Genomic DNA, 16,370 nt, shown 5'->3' on the forward strand with positions numbered 1-16,370 from the left:
TATATTTACCGTATGCTATCCGTTTATTGATCAAACAGGCAATACATGCCGCGATTAATTATTTTCAACAAGCCATACGATGTACTGACCCAGTTCACCGATCGAGAAGCGGGCAGGGCGACTCTGGCCGATTATCTGACAGTGCCGGGATTCTATCCAGCCGGGCGTCTGGATCGCGATAGCGAAGGGTTGCTGCTGCTGACCAACGACGGCGCGTTACAGGCGCGCATCAGCAGTCCGCGCTTCAAGATGCCCAAAGTCTATCTGGCGCAGGTGGAAGGCATACCGGACGAGAATGCATTGGAACAGTTGCGCAACGGCATACGGTTGCGCGACGGTCCTACGCGTCCGGCGCAGGCGCGTCTTGTTGGGCCGCCTTCCAATTTGTGGCCACGCGACCCGCCCATCCGTTATCGTGTCAGTATTCCCACCGGCTGGCTTGAGCTTACGTTGTGCGAAGGCCGCAATCGTCAAGTGCGGCGTATGACCGCCCATGTCGGCTTCCCGACGCTGCGGTTGATACGGTTGAGTATCGGCGATTGGGCGCTGGGCGATTTGATGCCGGGTCAATGGCGTGCCGAATAAAACGACTGGAAAGCGCCTGCGAAGTGACCAATAAATTAATCTCATAAGAGGTTTTATTTAACGAATCGATTTGTAGTTTATTTAATTCCAGCAGGGATTGCCGGTATCCGGTCGACAGGGTCGTTACTCCAAATCCATCCTTTCGGCTCCCTTCGGCTACCGCTCAGGGCAAGCCATGGACTCCGGATTCCGGCATTCCCCCGGATCAAGTCCGGGGCAGGCTTTGCCGGAATGGCGAGTATGTGTTTCTTCGGCGCGATTTGTGGCCCGGGCCGATTATTTCGTTATTCAGCTTAGTTTTAGAGTCTTTTACAGAAAACGCGTCATTGAAAAGGAACAGCAATGTAATTTTCGAATGAAACAGCTTTGGACTCTTTCGCGAGCTAAAGCCCGCCCCTGCAGTGGCAGTGCTATGCAACGGTCGCTGAGTAGTTGCATAAATTTAAGATTTTTCACAATATCCTTCCAGCTATATCCAGGCTCTTCGCCTGTATTATTTCTGTGCTATGATCCTGGCCGAGTCAGGTGTTACGGCATGGAGCCTGGGTTGCTTGGAATTACCAAAATACGTTCAATTCAGAACCAAAATGATTGCGCAATATTTCGATAAGCCATGACTAGCCGATGCAAGGAGGGTAGTTTAATGATAAATCTTGATGAAGCGATACAAGCGCATGCGGATTGGAAGAAAAAATTCCGTGTGGCTATACACAAGCAGGAAACCATGGATACGTCTACGATAGCCAAGGACGACTGCTGCGTTTTGGGCAAATGGTTGCATGCCGAGGCGAAAAGCCTGTACGCCGATATCGAATCCTATCCGGTACTGGTGAGCCACCATAAAACGTTTCATGCCGAGGCAGGCAAAGTCGCCTCCCTGGTGAACACCAAAAAATATGCGGAGGCCGAGCTCGCGCTCGATGCGCATACGCCTTATGGCGTGGCCAGTCAGGCTGTTGGTCAGGCTATTTACAGATTGCGTAAGGAAGCCGGGCTGTGACAGCCCGCTAAACATAGAGATACCTCACGGGGCGCGTTCCCGCGTACCGCTTTATCCTGATGGGGCAAAGCGCTCGTCTCGTCATGTTGCCGGCAACTTTTCGGTACATTTGTCCGGAGCCTCGATCCTTCAGTTAATCCGCTCGCGGTGAACATGTCGAGCCGTGGGCGGATTAACTATCAAGACGTCAGGCTGTTTCACTCATCCGTCTACAGGTTCAAATCCTGTTCTGAACGAAGCGTAAGAAACGAATGGCAATCCTAGAGAGGCAGTAGTAGCTGCTACTTTTCCTCGTAAATGCTCGGGAATCTGGAAACTCTGCTCCGGTTTTAACGGCTTACGCCGTGACAACCTGCAATTCGCCGGATTTGATGGTAATCTTCATCATCGTTAATATTGGGTTGATTCTGGTGAATATGTCTACTTTGGCGGCTCGCGTCGCTCAGCGCTGTGCCCTGCATCCCTGGAGGGTGCTGTCGATAGCTTTGATCCTGTCGGTTCTGGCCGCGTGGGCGACGGCCCACTTGCCGGTTTATACCTCGCGTCAGGCTTTATTGCCAAAAAACAATGCGGTTTCGGATCGATTCGACCGCTTTCTGGCGAAATTCGGCGCGGCTTCCGATCTGATTGTGGTGGTGGAAGGCGCCGACTCCGATGTGCTGGATGGCTACGCGCGCGAACTGGCGGTGCGTTTACGCAAGGCGCCGGAAATTGCGCAGGCGTCGGATCGCGTGGACATGCAGTTTTTCGCCGATCACGCCTATCTGATGGCGCCGCCCGAACAACTGAATCGTTTGATGCAGTTTCTGGCCGAGCAACCGGCACCATCTTCCAGAGCCGGTAAAACGGAAATACAAACGTTGTTGGCGCAGGCGGAGGTCTGGCTAAAGACGCATCCCGAGCCCTCCATGGACAGCGTGGATATTAAAATGGCGGAGGCCGCACTGGCCGGCGTGGATTTTCTGCTCGGTCAATGGCAGGAATGGCTGGCGGTGGATACCCCGCCGCTGGAACTGGATCTTGCCAAAGCTCCGGGCGACAGCGGTGCGCTGGAAGGGCGTTTCGCATCGCGCGACGGACGCATGCAGTTTGTATTCGTGCACCCGGCGAAGTCGGTAGAGGAGTTCGAATCGCTGGAGATTTTCATGAATAAAGTCAAAGCGGCTTCTGTCGCATTGACGGAAGACTATCGTCAGCAAGGTCTGGAAGTGCCTGTGGTCGGGTTTACCGGGTTGCCCGCCATCGAATACGAAGAGCATATCAATATTCACAAGGATATTATCCTGGTGGTATGCACTTCGGCGGTCTTGATTTTGTTGCTGATTCTGCTGGTTGCGCGCAGCGTGCGCTGGGCGTTGATCATCTTCGTGCCGATGGGGCTGGGCGTCTTGTGGAGCCTGGGGCTGGCCTTGTTTACGGTAGGGCATCTGACGCTGATTACCTCCGGTTTTATTGCGATACTTTTCGGATTGGGTGCTGATTACGGTATTTTTACCTCGTCGCGCATCGCTGAGGAGCGTGCAGCGGGGCAGCCGCTGGAGACGGCTATCGGGCGTGGCATCGGTGCGTCGTTTCATGCGGTTTTGACAGCGGGTGGCGCTTCGCTGCTGATTTTTTGCGCGCTTGCTACGGTTGATTTCGTTGGTTTTTCCGAGTTGGGCCTGATAGCCGCCAAAGGCGTGTTGCTGATACTGTTGAGCACCTTGTTGGTGCAACCGGCGCTGTATGCCTTGCTGCCGCCGCGTATTTCCTCACGCGCCGCACAAGCGCCCGCATCGGTAACGTTGCCCAAATGGCTGAGACACGGGCGTTACCCGGCTAAGCTCGCCGGCATCATCGTCGGCGTGGCGTTGTTGACTGCAGCTTTGGGCTTGTGGCGCGGTTTTGCCATTCCGTTCGATTATGATGTGCTGGCGCTGCTGCCGGCCGATTCTCAGGCCGCGCATTATCAGCGCCGCATGGTGGCGGAAAGCGACTATCAGGCCGAAGTGGTTATATTTACCGCGCCGGATGTGGCTGAGGCGCGGCGCATTACCCAGGATGCGGAAAAACTGACCAGTTTTGCCAAGGTGCAATCCATCGCCTCTTTGTTTCCTGCCGATGCCGGCGCGCGCGCCGCGAAAGCCCATGATATAGCGCGTCAAATAAATCAGGGGCAATGGGCGGAAAGGGTGGATACGCTGACTAGGGAAGGGCTGCCAGTCGCGGCGATGGCGAGTCTGGGGCGGGTTTTGGCAGGCTTCGAAACCTGGATAGATGCGACCCAGGAACTGGCGTTTTCTTCCGGTCAGACCAGCCTGGTGGAGCGGCTGGAGTCGATACGCGGGCGTTTAAGCTCGCTGCAGGCCGCTGTGATCCAGGGAGAAAGTGCGCGTCTGCGTACCGAAATGTTTTGGCGTGCCGTGCTGAAATGGGGCGGGCAAGCCGTCAATATCCTGTCCCGCTGGCAGAGCGCCGCGCCGGTTTTGCCGTCCGATCTGCCGCTTTCGATACACGATCGCTTTTTCGCCCAGGATGGCACTGTGGCGGTTTACGCCTTTCCTGCCCAGACGGTTTATGTGCCGGAAAATCTCGACCGCTTGATGAAGGATGCCTATCAGGTATCCCCGGAGGCTACCGGTTTTCCGGCCACGCATCAGATGTTCGCGGTGGCCGCAGTACAGGGGTTCGTACGCGGGACGCTGCTGGCGGCCGGCGTGTGTCTGCTGTGGATCATGCTGGTGGTGCGCCGCCCGAAAGGCGTTGTTTTGGCGGCGCTGCCGCTGTTGATCGGCGGTGGCTGGATGCTGGGCTTGATGTACGTTTGCGGAATAAGTTACAACTACGCCAATATTATTGCGTTGCCGCTGGTAATGGCGCTGGCGGTGGATTACGGCGTCTGGTTTAATCATCGCTGGACGGAACTGACGGATCGCACGCCGTTTGAAATCAGCCTGATATCCGGGCGGGTTATCGGTCTGGCTGCCGGCACAGAACTGGCGGGACTGGGTGCGATCATGCTGGCGCATTACCGTGGTATATCCAGTCTGGGTAAAGATATCACGCTGGGTCTGATTTGTTGTTTGCTGGCTACCTTCGTCGTTGCGCCGGCGATAGGTCAATTTCTTGATCGAAAGAGGAAATCATGAGGTTTGATAGTTTGTCGGGTTTGACGCGATGCCGGGCGTTGTGGGCGGCGCTTCTGTTGTCGATTGCAATGGCGGCTGGTGCCGAGCCGGTACCGGTTCTGGTGTGTTATCCCGGTGGTCCGGTCAATGAAAACGACGCGCGCGCTTCCATGGATGAAATGTTGCGCGTGATCGAACGTCTGGGGCAGTGGCCGGCTCAGCAGTTTACCAGTTTATTCAGCAGCAGCCTGTCGGAATGCAAACAGTTATTCGACGACAAACGCCCTGGTTTCTCGATACTCTCATTGGGGTTATATCTCGAACGGCGGGAAAAATATGATCTGATACCGCTGGTGCGTCCGCGTATTAATGGAGAAAGCAGCGAGCGTTACCGCGTAATGGCGCAACCCGGTAAATTCGATGGTATCGATGCCTTGAAAGGAAAATCGCTGGGTGGTACGCCGCTCGACGACGCCGATTTTGTCAGCCGGATCGTGTTCGAAGGGCGCTACCCTGTATTGAGCTTTTTCGAGCCGAAACCTACGCGCATGGCGCTGAAGTCTATACGCGCCGTGGCGAAAGGGGAGCTGGATGCGGTGCTGTTGAATCAACAGCAATATGATGCGCTGCCCGCGCTGAAATTGAATAGTCCCTTGGCCGTCATATACGAATCGGATGCGATTCCGCTGATCGGCGTGGTAGCCGATAAAACACGGACGCAGCCGCAAGAACGCGAACGTTTTGCCAAGGCGATGAACAGCCTGTGCGCCGATGCGGAAGGCGCCAGATTATGCGCGCTTTTTGGCGTGGATGCGTTTGTAGGTGTAGAACCTTCGATTTATAGCGAGGTGATAAAACGATGGAATCCAAACAACAAGGCAGCGGGTCAATGACTCTGTTCCGGATTTATAGACCTGTTTACCGTTGCGCTCTGGTGCTGTTGCTGATTCAGACGGCGGCTTGCTCGATGTTTACCAGGGGCAGCGGGATATCCCAGGCGTCGGGACAGCATGATGCGCGCTGTAACGATATGGAAGTCGGACGGATAGTGTCGCGCATGCAGCAGCCGGATGCCTCCACGGATACCGTGATTCTTGAATGCGCATTGAGTGCCATGCACGCCAGCAATGATCCTGCTTTGTTGCGTAGCGCCGCCGCTTCTCATGTGAGTTTTTTGCTTGCGGACCGGACGGTAGATGTGGTTCAGCGCGAAAATTGGGCCAGCGACGGCGTATATCTGGCGGAAACGGCCCTGGCTCAGGGGGGCGAGCCGGATGGCGCGGTACATTATTATCTGGCAGCGAATCTCGGCTGGAGCGTGCGTGCGCATCCGGTGGCGGCCATGCAAACCCTGCCGCGCATGGAAAGCGAGCTGATGCGCGCGATACAGCTGACGCCGGAACTCGATCAGGGCGGTCCGTTGCGCACCCTGGGGATGCTATACCTTAAAGCGCCGCCCTGGCCCGGAGGTATAGGCGACGGCGACAAGGCGTTGGAGTTGTTACGGCAAGTGGTGGCGCAATATCCCGATCACCCTCTTAACCATTTGTTTTATACGCAGGCGCTGCTGGCGACAGGTGGGGCGGATAATATTCGTAAAGCAGGCGAAGAGTGGGCTAAGGGGAAGCAACTGCTGAGCACGGTCGGTTTTTGGGAAAATAACCGGGGGTCATGGGGCGCCGAGTTCAGCGATGTTGCCGAGCAGCTTGGGCCGGGAGCGATCAAAAAAACATCGAATTAATCCGTTGTTCGGATTTTGTTTTCAGTTGTCCGTTCGGCCTGAACCTTTACTTTAAGGAAACAGGCCGGGTAAACGATGGTTGCCGCGTCGAATAATGAGATAAGCGGATTCCTGGGGCGTTTAGTTTATTCCAGCTTGATTTCACCGTCGAATTTGACGTGTAGCTTCAGTTCGGCAATCTCCAGGGTCATGGTAACCGGGAAGGATACTGTGCCGGCGATCGCTCCGGTTTCGATAGACTTGGCTACCGCATGCTCGATTTCCCGCTGCGAGTTGATCCCTACCCGTTTCAAGAATGCGCGTATGCTGAGGTTGAAGGTTTCTTCGTTCATCGTGTGCTCCGTTTTTTTTTGCTTATAGGGTATAGGTAACTATTCAGCTACCGACGTAGTGTCTGCGGGTAAATCCGGGGAGACGCGCGGCAGCGTGCGAGCAGATCAATTACGCCTTGCATCCATCTCTTCTGTTTCGTTCAGTGCCGGCCCTGGGAGGCTCGACAGCCTTACCCTCAGGCCTCTCTCTTTGTACCGCGTTACGCCCGGTGACGCTGTACAGTTACAAGTAAAGTATATCCCGCCTAAAAACACAAAGGATATGAAGCCGTTCATATTCAGACACGGCTCTTCTAAGTATCCAGGACAAGCTGGCATGAAACACTGCTTTGGCTCGTCTTCCCTGCTCTGACGGGGCTGCATTACGACCCAAAAGGTATTTCTACCGCTTAGGCAGACATGCTTAACGACTATGCTCAGATCATGCAGACCGCGCACCCGGCTAATGACAGCCGGCGAGTTTCAGCTGCTGCATCCGGTAGTCGCTGCGCGCACAATAATCGCCCCGGTTAATGGAAACGAGTCCGGCAACCACAATATTTTTCTCCCGCGCAGAAAAGATCGCGCCCAGACAACTCGTAACGGAACTTTTTATCGAGTACGGCGTACTAATAATACGCATGACTTATGATGCCGTTTATGACGAAAGGCGCGCAGGATACGCTGATCCCGCTGTTTTCCAATATAGTCGATGTGCAAGTAGTCTACATTCAAGTGAGTGATGGCGAAAAATCAGAACTTTCAAGAAAAATGCCTTTTCTTCATTTATTTAGCACGGAGCAAGTCAAATGAACCGGTTAGAAAAAAAATATTATGTTGCAGTTCTTCTTCTGCTCGCAATCTGCTGGAACACCGGGGTCTATGCATCTACGCCTGCAGGTTATTATCAGGTAAAAATAAGCAATAAGACCAATCTGAGCGGGGTGCCGGTATATCTGTTGATAAAGGCATCCACCTTAAACGGCAATCAGCAATGCATCATGAGTTTTGATTTGAACGGGCTGGGAAGCTGCAACAACATAACCAAGGACGCTGACCTGTTGGACTATGAAACCGTATCACTGGATTACCTGCCTCGGGACGCCAGCGGAAATACAGTCGTTTATCTGCCGCAAGTCGGGTCGGGGCGCATATACTTCTCGGTCGGTCAGCCTCTGGATCTTTATTATGACATTAACACCGGATTGGTAACTGACCCAGACGGGTTTAATCCGAGAGATGTTAATTATTATACCCTGTATGACAAGGTAGAGTTCAGTTATACCGGTAATGGCGTTTGGACCAATCCAACGGCAGTGGATTTTTTTTCCATCCCAATAAGCTTGACCGACAACAATTCGCAAACCGTGCAAAGTGCGGGTCTAACCGGTTCGAGTTATAGTATTTTTAAAGACGTGCAAAATGTTTTTAACGTATATGATGAAACCTCTACTCATGAGTGGAGCAAGTTGCTGCTAAAATATACCGACAGGTCCAACAACACAACAAATCTCAGGGTAATGTCCCCCGGTAAAGCGATGGTAACCAATTTAAGCGGAGCCAATCCGTTTGATGTTAATTATTTGTCTGCTTATATTAATTATTTATGGGCTTTCTATGGAAAGCACGGTAATGCCTTAAGTGTTGACTGCAGCGAACTTCAGGGTATTCTTCCTCTGAGTAGCTATATCTTTACCGGCAGCGTCGACAGTCAAAACAGGTTTGTTTTTACAAACGGCAACCCTGGCGAAAACGTTATTATTAATCAACCGCAAGACTCCGTGCCATTTTTCGGCGGTTCAGGAGAGTCGTTTAATGCTGCAAATAACACTCCCAACGCAATAATCATACGCGAACTGACCTCCGCTTTTGAAGTCGGCTTGCTCCCAGCCCCTGCCGGTACCCTGTTAAATCGGGCGTATTTTAGCGCCAATCACGGCAGCTTCTATAATAATAACAGCTTATTATCTAATTCCGGCGGTCCTTGGTACGATCTATATTCAAAAGCATTACATGGTTACGGTACCTCGCAACCTATCTACACATTTGCTTATGATGATGCATTAGGGCAGGACGGTACGCTATATGACTCAAATAGCAGTTATCCGGGGGTAACTGTTACACTACATGATATGTCTGGAACGGTAATACCAAACCCTTACTCGGATCCGAATACATATACTGTCACACTGAATATCCCAGGCACGTCAACTGTTATCTATAATGGCGTTCAGGTGCAAAACAATACCGTGGAAACGGTGACATCTCCATTTCATGTAACGTTTAATGGTCAGGAAACGGATATATACATAAATCCTACAATTGTCAAACCGAATTCGCCTTTATTGGCGGGGGTTGTCGTTACTCAGAGCACATCCAACAAGCTGGCGTACACAATCAGTTTTCCGGCTCCCGGCGCAACAACGGTTCCAATTATTCCTCTAACTACGCCGATGCCGGCAACGGCTTCTTCGACCGGTCCAGCTTCCGTCCCTAATCCGGGCGCGGGTTCATATTCGGTAACGCCTCTTATCGGTACAGGTAGCGTGATTACTACGGCGAGTGGAAATGCATTGACAAATAATGTCGTATATTCAACGACATCGCCACTGGTAGTATCCGTGAATGGACAAGCGGCAACTATTAATCTTCAAACAGGGCTGGTTACAGGTCCTGGCTCGGTGGGGGTAGTTGTTTCCGGCGCGTCTCAATCGGGTGGTAAGGTATCTGTCGCTTTTCCAGCATATAGCAGTGGCAATACTCCGGCCCCGGCAGCAGTTCCTGCCGCCAGCCCGGCTCCCAGCGCCGGTTCCTATGTGGTAACGCCTCTTATCGGTACGGGCAGCGTGATAACTACATCCACCGGTTCGCAATTAAGCAACCTGAGCGCTTATAGCACTGCGTCTCCATTTATAGTCTATATAAACGGACAGATGGCTAGTATTAACCTTCAAACCGGGCAGGTTACAGGCCCTGGCGCAGTAGGGGTAGTCGTTTCCGGCGCGTCTCAATCAGGAGGAAACGTATCCGTTGCCTTCCCAGCATATAATGGCGGCGCCACGGTTCAATCACCCGCTTCGACGGCGCCCCTTGCTTCTTCTACCTCCGGTTCGTATTCCGTAACGCCTCGTATCGGTGCGGGCAGCGTGATTACTACAGCAGCCGGATCGCAATTAATCAACATGAATAGTTACAGCTTTGCATCTCCATTTGCAGTTTATGTAAATGGGCAGTTGGCGACTATTAACCTTCAAAGCGGCCAAGTTACAGGCCCGGGCGCAACAGGGGTAGTGGTTTCAGGGGCATCTCAGTCCGGCGGCAGCGTTTATATCGACTTTCCGGGGCGCTGACACGCATAAATTACCGGGATGGCCTCTGAATTGGTAGGGGTCCCCCTGCAAAGTGCGGGGGATAGCTAATCAATAATTATCGGTGCCTACGCAGCGCTACCGAGTGTGACGTTGTGTGTGGGGCTGGGATGCAATTAATCGATAGACTCTGCCTCTGCAGTCTCACCATCAAAGCCGGTAATAGAAAGTTACAAATTATTTTTGTAACTATTCAGCGAGTGCTTTTGAGTCCTGACCAAAGCCCGTCGGAAGTGAGGCAAGCCAGTCGAGACACGCGGAAGCGTGTCGGGAGATTAACCACGCGGAAGCGTGGCAGTAAGATTAACCCGCTGCAAGTCCATCCGGAAGCTCTCTGCGCCCATTCATGGGCGCAGAAGGTCTCGCCTGGCTTACCTCACTTCCTCTCCAATGAGTATGCTGAATAGTTAATTATTTTTAATCATCATCCTCGTCATCGTCATCCATCACGCGTCTGCGCACGGTCTTCGGGTCGGCGGTAATGGCTCGGTATATTTCTACCCTGTCGCCTTCTTTAAGCGGGCTGTCCAGCGCCACGATTTTGCCGTAGACGCCGGTTTTATTGACGTTCAAGTCGATCTCCGGAAAGCGCTGCAAGATACCTGAGCGCGTCACGGCATCCAGAACGGAGCTGTCGTTCGGCACCTCCAGCCGCATCCACAGCTGACGGTCGGCTTCCGCATAGCAAACCCCTACATTCATCGCACAACCTCCTTAAACTTCAACCGGCAACTGCTCGTTAACCTGAGGCAGCCGCGCCTGTTTCAGCGCCAGCAATTTTTTATCCACCGCCTTTTTCCCCGCCAGCAGAAACCCCATTACCAGAAATCCTCCCGGCGGCAGCGCCATCAACAGAAAACCGCGGTAATCGCCATGTATTACCGTAGTTTCCAGCCAGGAAAAACCGGGGCCCAGCAACAGCGAGGCGCTGGAAAACAAATGTCCGTCGGCCAGAATTTCGCGTGCGGCGCCAAGCAATACCAGCGCCACAGTAAAACCCACTCCCATCATCAAACCGTCAAGTGTTGCGTGAAAAACCGGATTTCTGGAAGCATATGCCTCGGCGCGTCCGAGGATTGCGCAATTGGTCACGATCAGCGGTATAAACAGTCCCAGCACCTTGTGCAAATCGTGCATCCAGGCATTCATGATCAAATCGACTGCGGTTACGATCATCGCAATCAGCACCACGAATATCGGGATACGGATTTCCTGTGGAATAAATAAACGTCCATAGGAAATCAGCGCGCTGCATATCAGCATCACCACCGTGGTGGCCAAACCCATGCCCAAACCGTTGGTCGCGGTGCCGGTTACGGCCAGCAGCGGACACAAACCTATCATCTGGCTGAATACGATATTGTTGTCCCATAGACTGTCTGTGACGATTTTTTTCGACGTAGCATCAATCATCTTCGTTACCTCTCCGATTACTGCGGGGGCGGAGCCGGCTCCGCATCCAGCATGGGTTTGTACTTTTCAAAAAACTCCAGGCCGCTATGTACGCCACGCACGACAGCGCGCGGCGTGATGGTCGCGCCGGCAAACTGGTCGAAATCGCCGCCATCCTTGCGCACGCCCCATTGGCTGCGCGTGGTATTTTCCAGCGTCCGTCCGTTGAAACTTAAAATCCAGCTCGATTTTTGCAATTCTATCTTGTCGCCCAAGCCTGGCGTTTCAGCGTGATTAATCACGCGTACACCCAGAATCTCGTTCTTCGCCGACACGCCTATCATCAGACCGATGACGCCCGAGTAGCCGCCTGTCGCCGTATAGCGGAAAGCCGCTCCGGAAAACTGCCCGTTTTTGCGCGCGACATAAACCTGGACCGGACGCGCCGGACCCGAACCCGGAATGCTCACGACCGACTCCAGCAGCTTGTTGTCGTAAAGGGTTTCCGGCAGCACCTGCGATAAAGTCGCCTGCACATCTTCCTGCTGCCGGGTTTCTATTGACTTATAAGTGCTCAGGTCGACCAGCCCCAAAAAAAGACTGGCGATGAACCCTGCAGCAGCCAGCAAATACGCCTGGTAATCCAGACGCTGCCTGAGCAGCTCGGGATGCCTGGATTTTTCCTTCAGCCACAGCCAATAGCTCTGCAGTACCGCTCTGGATTTTGCAATGCCGGCGCTCATTCTGCTTTCTCCGGCAACTCCAGCGGACGTCCGCGATGATCGCGCCCATAAATACGCGGCCTGAAGTAATGATCCAGTAACGGAGTCAGCGAATTCATCAGCAATACGGCAAAGCCGGCACCTTCAGGAAAAGCTCCCCAGGTACGGATCGCGTAAATCAGCGCGCCGCAACCGGCGCCGAATATGATCTGCCCGGTGGGGCTGCTCGGCGAAGTGACATAGTCCGTCGCAATAAAGAACGCAACCAGGAGCAAGGCCCCCGAGGTCAGATGTATCAAAGGCCCTACATAATGTTCCGCGTCCAGCGAAGAGAAAATGGTGGACAACAGCGCAACGCTGGCCAGTAGCGACAACGGAACATGCCAGGTAATGACGCGTTTGATCAGTAGCCACGCGCCGCCCAAACCGATCAGCAAGGCCGAAGTTTCCCCCAGACTACCGGTCGACCAACCAAACAGCGCGCCGGCCCAACCTATATTGCTGTTCTCCAGCGCCTCTTTAACCGTATATCCTAAAGTAAACCCGGTTTTGATGGCGCCAAGCAAGGTTGCCGAGGTATAGGCGTCGGGTATGGCTACGCCGGAAAAGCTGATGCCCAGACTTTCCAGAAAGCCGGGATTCGACATGAATACTATCGCGCCGGGCTTCGGCCATGTCGTCATTTCCAGTGGGAACGAGACCAGCAACGCGACGCGCGCGACCATCGCGGGGTTGAATATATTCTGACCCAGACCACCGAATACCTGCTTGCCGACCACGATCGCCAGCGCGGACCCCAGCACGCCTATCCACCAGGGAGCCCATGGCGGCAGGCTCATGACCAGGAGCCAGCCGGTAACCAGCGCGGAGCCATCCTTTAGCGCCGGTGATACCGGTTTTCCGGATAGCTTCAGGCAAATAGCTTCGAACAATGCCGCCGAACCTACCGTTACCACAAACAGGAACAGCGCAGGCCAGCCGAAAATAAAAACTCCGAATACCGTGGCAGGCGTTAATGCAATCAATACATGCAGCATGATGGAGTTGACCGTATTCGCCTTCATCGTCTGCAGGCGCCTGGTCAAAATGTTCAGATTCATGCTTCCTCCTTATTCTTGCGAGCTTCCTCTTCCTTGGCCTGCTTGCGCGCCTCGGCCTCTTTTTTGCGCGCTTCGGTTTCAGCCTTGCGTTTGGCAGCCATAGCCAGCTGCTCCTGTTTGATACGCTCCAGGCGCGCCGTTTTTTCGTCGGCCAGCTTTTTTGTCTGCTCCGATTTCAGGCTCGCCTGATCGCGCGCCACCAGTTCGCTGTTGGCATACTTGAAGTAACTGACCAGCGGTATTCCGGAAGGGCAGGCATAAGAGCAGGAAGCGCAACTGATACAATCCCTCAAACCATAGTTCAAGGCGCCGTCCAACTGCCCGGCGCGTATGCGCACCATCATTTCCAGCGGCAGCAAACCGGTGGGGCAGGCAGTCACGCAACGCGAACAGCGTATGCAGGCTTTGCTGTCCTGTTCATTGATTTCTTCCGCGCTCAGCGCCAGAATGCCGCATGCGCCCTTGATGACCGGCACGCGGGTGTGGGGCAATATGTCCCCCATCATCGGCCCGCCCAGCACAAATCGCCTGGCCCGGTTGATATCCAGTCCGCAGTACGAGAACAGTTCGGTCAGAAGCGTGCCTATAGGTACTTCGACATTGCGCGGTGTTTTAACCGCGCCGCCGCTGACCGTCACCACTCGCCGGGTGAGTGGACGTCCGTAACGTATGGCCTGCTGTACGGCGTAGGCGGTTCCGATATTGTGCATCAACACGCCGACATCGGTAGCGCGCCCGTCGGCCGGTACTTCCTTGCCGGTCAGGTAGCGTATCATTTGCTTGTCCCATCCCATCGGGTACAGCGTCGGCACCTGTAAAACCTGTATGGAAGGATAAGACGCCGCTGCGGCGCGCATCGCGGCGAACGCCAGCGGCTTGTTGTCTTCTATGCCGACCATCGCGTCCCGGCATTCCAGTCCGTGCAGCATGATGCGGATACCGTCTACAATATCATCTGCGCGTTCCTGCATCAGCCGGTCATCGCAGGTCAGGTAAGGCTCGCACTCTCCGCCGTTTATCAGCAGTGTTTTTATCCGGGTTCTGCGCCCCAGATTCAACTTGACAGCGGAAGGAAACGCCGCGCCGCCCATGCCCACGACACCGGCTGCGGCTACACGAATGCTGATTTCTTCGGGCGGCAGCGAGAACGGATCGCAAGTCTCCGGTTCCTGCTGCCATAGATCCAGGCTGTCCGTTTCCAGCAATAAAGTAGGCGTCGGCAGCGCCGAAGGGTGCGCTGCCGGATAGTCAATAATATCAGCTACGACACCCGATGTTGGCGCATGCAGGGACGCCGAGATGTTTCCCTGGCCTACTGCGATCAACTGGCCTTTGAATACGCGGTCGCCCACTTTGACCACCGGTTCGGCCGGTTGTCCGACATGCTGTTGCAATGCGATGTAAAGCATGGACGGCAAGGGAAAATCGGTATCGATCGCTTTACCGGCAGTCGATTCCTTACGCGCCTCGGGGTGTACGCCCCCGCGTATGCGCGATTCCAACCCTGCGAAAGGAAACGTGATTTGCATCGGCTATGCCTCCAGCGGAACAGGTTGAGGCTTGGGCCACTTCCAGTTGCGCAAAGTCACTTTTACCGGGTGCATTTTCAGACATTCGGTAGGGCATACATCGACGCATTTGGCGCAGGCAATGCAGGCGTCCGCCACCACAGCATGTATCTGCTTGGGCGCGCCGACCAGCGCGTCGGTCGGGCAAACCTTGTAGCAGCGCGCGCAGCCGACGCAATTCGATTCGTCTATGCGTGCCACCATCGGTCCGGTTTCTTTTACCGTAGACAAATCGATCTCGACAGACAATAGGGTGGCGAGCTGTTCGGCCAGTGCGCGTCCTCCCGGAGGACAGAGCGTAACCGACGCTTCTCCTGCCACCAGCGCCTCGGCAGCAGGACGGCAGCCGGGATAGCCGCACTGGCCGCACTGCGAACCGGGCATCAATTGTTCGATCTGGTCAATCAGCGGATTGCTTTCCACTTTCAGGTAGCGCGCGGCCGCTCCAAGCAAATAGCCGAGGCCCAAGCCCAGTAATGTCAAACTGATAATGGCAAATAGAATGTACATAGTTTTAGACTCCCATCCCCTTACGCTAATGACTGCCGAGTCCGGCGAACCCCATAAACGCAAGCGACAAAATTCCGGCACTGATAAATGCGATCGGCGCGCCGCTAAAAACCTCGGGAATTGTCACCAGCGCCAGCCGTTCGCGTATTCCGGCAAAAATAACCATGACCAGGGTAAATCCCAGCGCGGAACCGAAGCCGAACCAGGCGCTGTGCAACAGGTCGTTCTGTTGTTGCAGATTTAGCAATGCGACACCCAGCACGGCGCAGTTTGTGGTAATCAGCGGCAAAAAGATTCCCAGCACCTGATAGAGTGTGGGACTGGTTTTTCGTATTACGCCTTCGGTAAACTGCACGACGGCGGCGATTACCAGGATAAAGGACAAAATGCGCAAAAAACCGATGCCGAAAGGAATGAGTACGTAATGCTCGATCAACCAGCTTGCCACTGCCGTCAGGGTTAATACAAAAGTAGTGGCAAACCCCATGCCAATAGCCGAATCCAGCTTTTTGGAAACGCCCATGAACGGACATAGCCCCAAAAACTTTACCAGCACGACGTTGTTGACCAGTGCAGTACCCAGTAATAGCATCAGATATTCACTCAAGATGATTCCTCGTATGCTTTATAAAACATTCAACTTTACGTCAAAACATGCATGGGACATGCCAAACAGTAAGACGCTGTACTATGGAGGTTTTGGACGAAAAGGACTGTCACGAACCAAGCACACGGCGACATGGATAACGACTTTGTTGTAAAGCTGACAGTCGCAAGAGTGAGTGCGCTAAAGTGGTGCGGTTTAATTGCCATGTGCGGTAACAAGAACCTAGGCTGCGCATGCCGCTTGTATCTGGGGTACAAAGGCAGTATGCATCAAAAAGGCATTAGATTTGCTTATTTCTTTATGAGGCACTAGATTCATAGTAATGTCCTCAATTCCTGCGCATAAACGGAGGTTATTTA

Annotated in this window: 16 protein-coding genes; 7 read left to right on the plus strand and 9 right to left on the minus strand. The window is 53.8% G+C overall.

Going from position 1 to position 16,370, the window contains the following annotated elements:
• The first annotated feature begins 45 nt into the window (after positions 1–45).
• The 5 genes from F6R98_RS07440 (at position 46) to F6R98_RS07460 (ending at position 6,433) form a co-directional block, all read left to right on the plus strand.
• Positions 46–585, plus strand: coding sequence for an rRNA large subunit pseudouridine synthase E (locus F6R98_RS07440; protein WP_153248469.1), 540 nt, complete (start codon positions 46–48; stop codon positions 583–585).
• A gap of 643 nt (positions 586–1,228) precedes the next feature.
• The gene (locus tag F6R98_RS07445) at positions 1,229–1,585 is read left to right on the plus strand and encodes a CZB domain-containing protein (RefSeq protein WP_228125155.1); all 357 of its coding nucleotides are present in this window, start codon (positions 1,229–1,231) and stop codon (positions 1,583–1,585) included.
• 344 nt (positions 1,586–1,929) lie between these two features.
• On the plus strand, positions 1,930–4,713 hold the full coding sequence (gene bstA / locus F6R98_RS07450; protein WP_228125156.1) for a sterol transporter cytoplasmic membrane protein BstA: 2,784 nt from the start codon (positions 1,930–1,932) through the stop codon (positions 4,711–4,713).
• Positions 4,710–5,585 carry a sterol transporter periplasmic substrate-binding protein BstB gene (bstB, locus tag F6R98_RS07455; RefSeq protein WP_228125157.1) on the plus strand — a complete coding sequence of 292 codons (876 nt, stop codon included), beginning with the start codon at positions 4,710–4,712 and terminating at the stop codon, positions 5,583–5,585. The genes bstA and bstB overlap by 4 nt, the downstream gene beginning before the upstream one ends.
• Positions 5,552–6,433, plus strand: coding sequence for a hypothetical protein (locus F6R98_RS07460; protein WP_153248470.1), 882 nt, complete (start codon positions 5,552–5,554; stop codon positions 6,431–6,433). Before bstB ends, F6R98_RS07460 begins: the two co-directional genes overlap by 34 nt.
• 125 nt (positions 6,434–6,558) lie before the next feature.
• Here the strand turns inward: F6R98_RS07460 and F6R98_RS07465 are convergent, their stop codons facing one another.
• Positions 6,559–6,765, minus strand: a complete 207-nt coding sequence (locus F6R98_RS07465) for a DUF6494 family protein (protein WP_153248471.1) — start codon at positions 6,763–6,765, stop codon at positions 6,559–6,561.
• Positions 6,766–7,207: 442 nt separating this feature from the next.
• Positions 7,208–7,387, minus strand: a complete 180-nt coding sequence (locus F6R98_RS07470) for a hypothetical protein (protein ID WP_153248472.1) — start codon at positions 7,385–7,387, stop codon at positions 7,208–7,210.
• Between the two features lie 17 nt (positions 7,388–7,404).
• Between F6R98_RS07470 and F6R98_RS07475 the strand changes: the two genes are divergently transcribed.
• Together F6R98_RS07475 and F6R98_RS07480 are read left to right on the plus strand one after the other, a co-directional pair.
• On the plus strand, positions 7,405–7,557 hold the full coding sequence (locus tag F6R98_RS07475; protein ID WP_228125158.1) for a hypothetical protein: 153 nt from the start codon (positions 7,405–7,407) through the stop codon (positions 7,555–7,557).
• The gene (locus tag F6R98_RS07480) at positions 7,554–10,094 is read left to right on the plus strand and encodes a beta-1,3-glucanase family protein (RefSeq protein WP_153248474.1); all 2,541 of its coding nucleotides are present in this window, start codon (positions 7,554–7,556) and stop codon (positions 10,092–10,094) included. Before F6R98_RS07475 ends, F6R98_RS07480 begins: the two co-directional genes overlap by 4 nt.
• Before the next feature lie 435 nt (positions 10,095–10,529).
• Here F6R98_RS07480 and F6R98_RS07485 read toward each other — a convergent pair whose 3' ends face one another.
• Genes F6R98_RS07485 through rsxA form a run of 7 tightly spaced genes read right to left on the minus strand, consistent with a single transcriptional unit; the run spans position 10,530 to position 16,011 of the window.
• Complete coding sequence (locus tag F6R98_RS07485; RefSeq protein WP_153248475.1) at positions 10,530–10,814, minus strand: RnfH family protein; 285 nt, start codon at positions 10,812–10,814, stop codon at positions 10,530–10,532.
• A gap of 12 nt (positions 10,815–10,826) precedes the next feature.
• The gene (locus tag F6R98_RS07490; RefSeq protein WP_194270180.1) at positions 10,827–11,525 is read right to left on the minus strand and encodes an electron transport complex subunit E; all 699 of its coding nucleotides are present in this window, start codon (positions 11,523–11,525) and stop codon (positions 10,827–10,829) included.
• 17 nt (positions 11,526–11,542) lie between these two features.
• Positions 11,543–12,247 carry an electron transport complex subunit RsxG gene (rsxG, locus tag F6R98_RS07495; RefSeq protein ID WP_153248476.1) on the minus strand — a complete coding sequence of 235 codons (705 nt, stop codon included), beginning with the start codon at positions 12,245–12,247 and terminating at the stop codon, positions 11,543–11,545.
• Entirely contained in the window at positions 12,244–13,326 is a 1,083-nt protein-coding gene (locus tag F6R98_RS07500; protein WP_153248477.1) for an RnfABCDGE type electron transport complex subunit D, read from the minus strand. Before F6R98_RS07500 ends, rsxG begins: the two co-directional genes overlap by 4 nt.
• Positions 13,323–14,855, minus strand: a complete 1,533-nt coding sequence (rsxC, locus tag F6R98_RS07505; protein ID WP_153248478.1) for an electron transport complex subunit RsxC — start codon at positions 14,853–14,855, stop codon at positions 13,323–13,325. Before rsxC ends, F6R98_RS07500 begins: the two co-directional genes overlap by 4 nt.
• Before the next feature lie 3 nt (positions 14,856–14,858).
• On the minus strand, positions 14,859–15,404 hold the full coding sequence (gene rsxB / locus F6R98_RS07510; RefSeq protein ID WP_153248479.1) for an electron transport complex subunit RsxB: 546 nt from the start codon (positions 15,402–15,404) through the stop codon (positions 14,859–14,861).
• A gap of 25 nt (positions 15,405–15,429) precedes the next feature.
• Positions 15,430–16,011, minus strand: a complete 582-nt coding sequence (rsxA, locus tag F6R98_RS07515; RefSeq protein ID WP_153248480.1) for an electron transport complex subunit RsxA — start codon at positions 16,009–16,011, stop codon at positions 15,430–15,432.
• Between the last annotated feature and the right edge of the window lie 359 nt (positions 16,012–16,370).

It is taken from the genome of Candidatus Methylospira mobilis (genome assembly GCF_009498235.1).
Lineage (GTDB): Bacteria > Pseudomonadota > Gammaproteobacteria > Methylococcales > Methylococcaceae > Methylospira > Methylospira mobilis.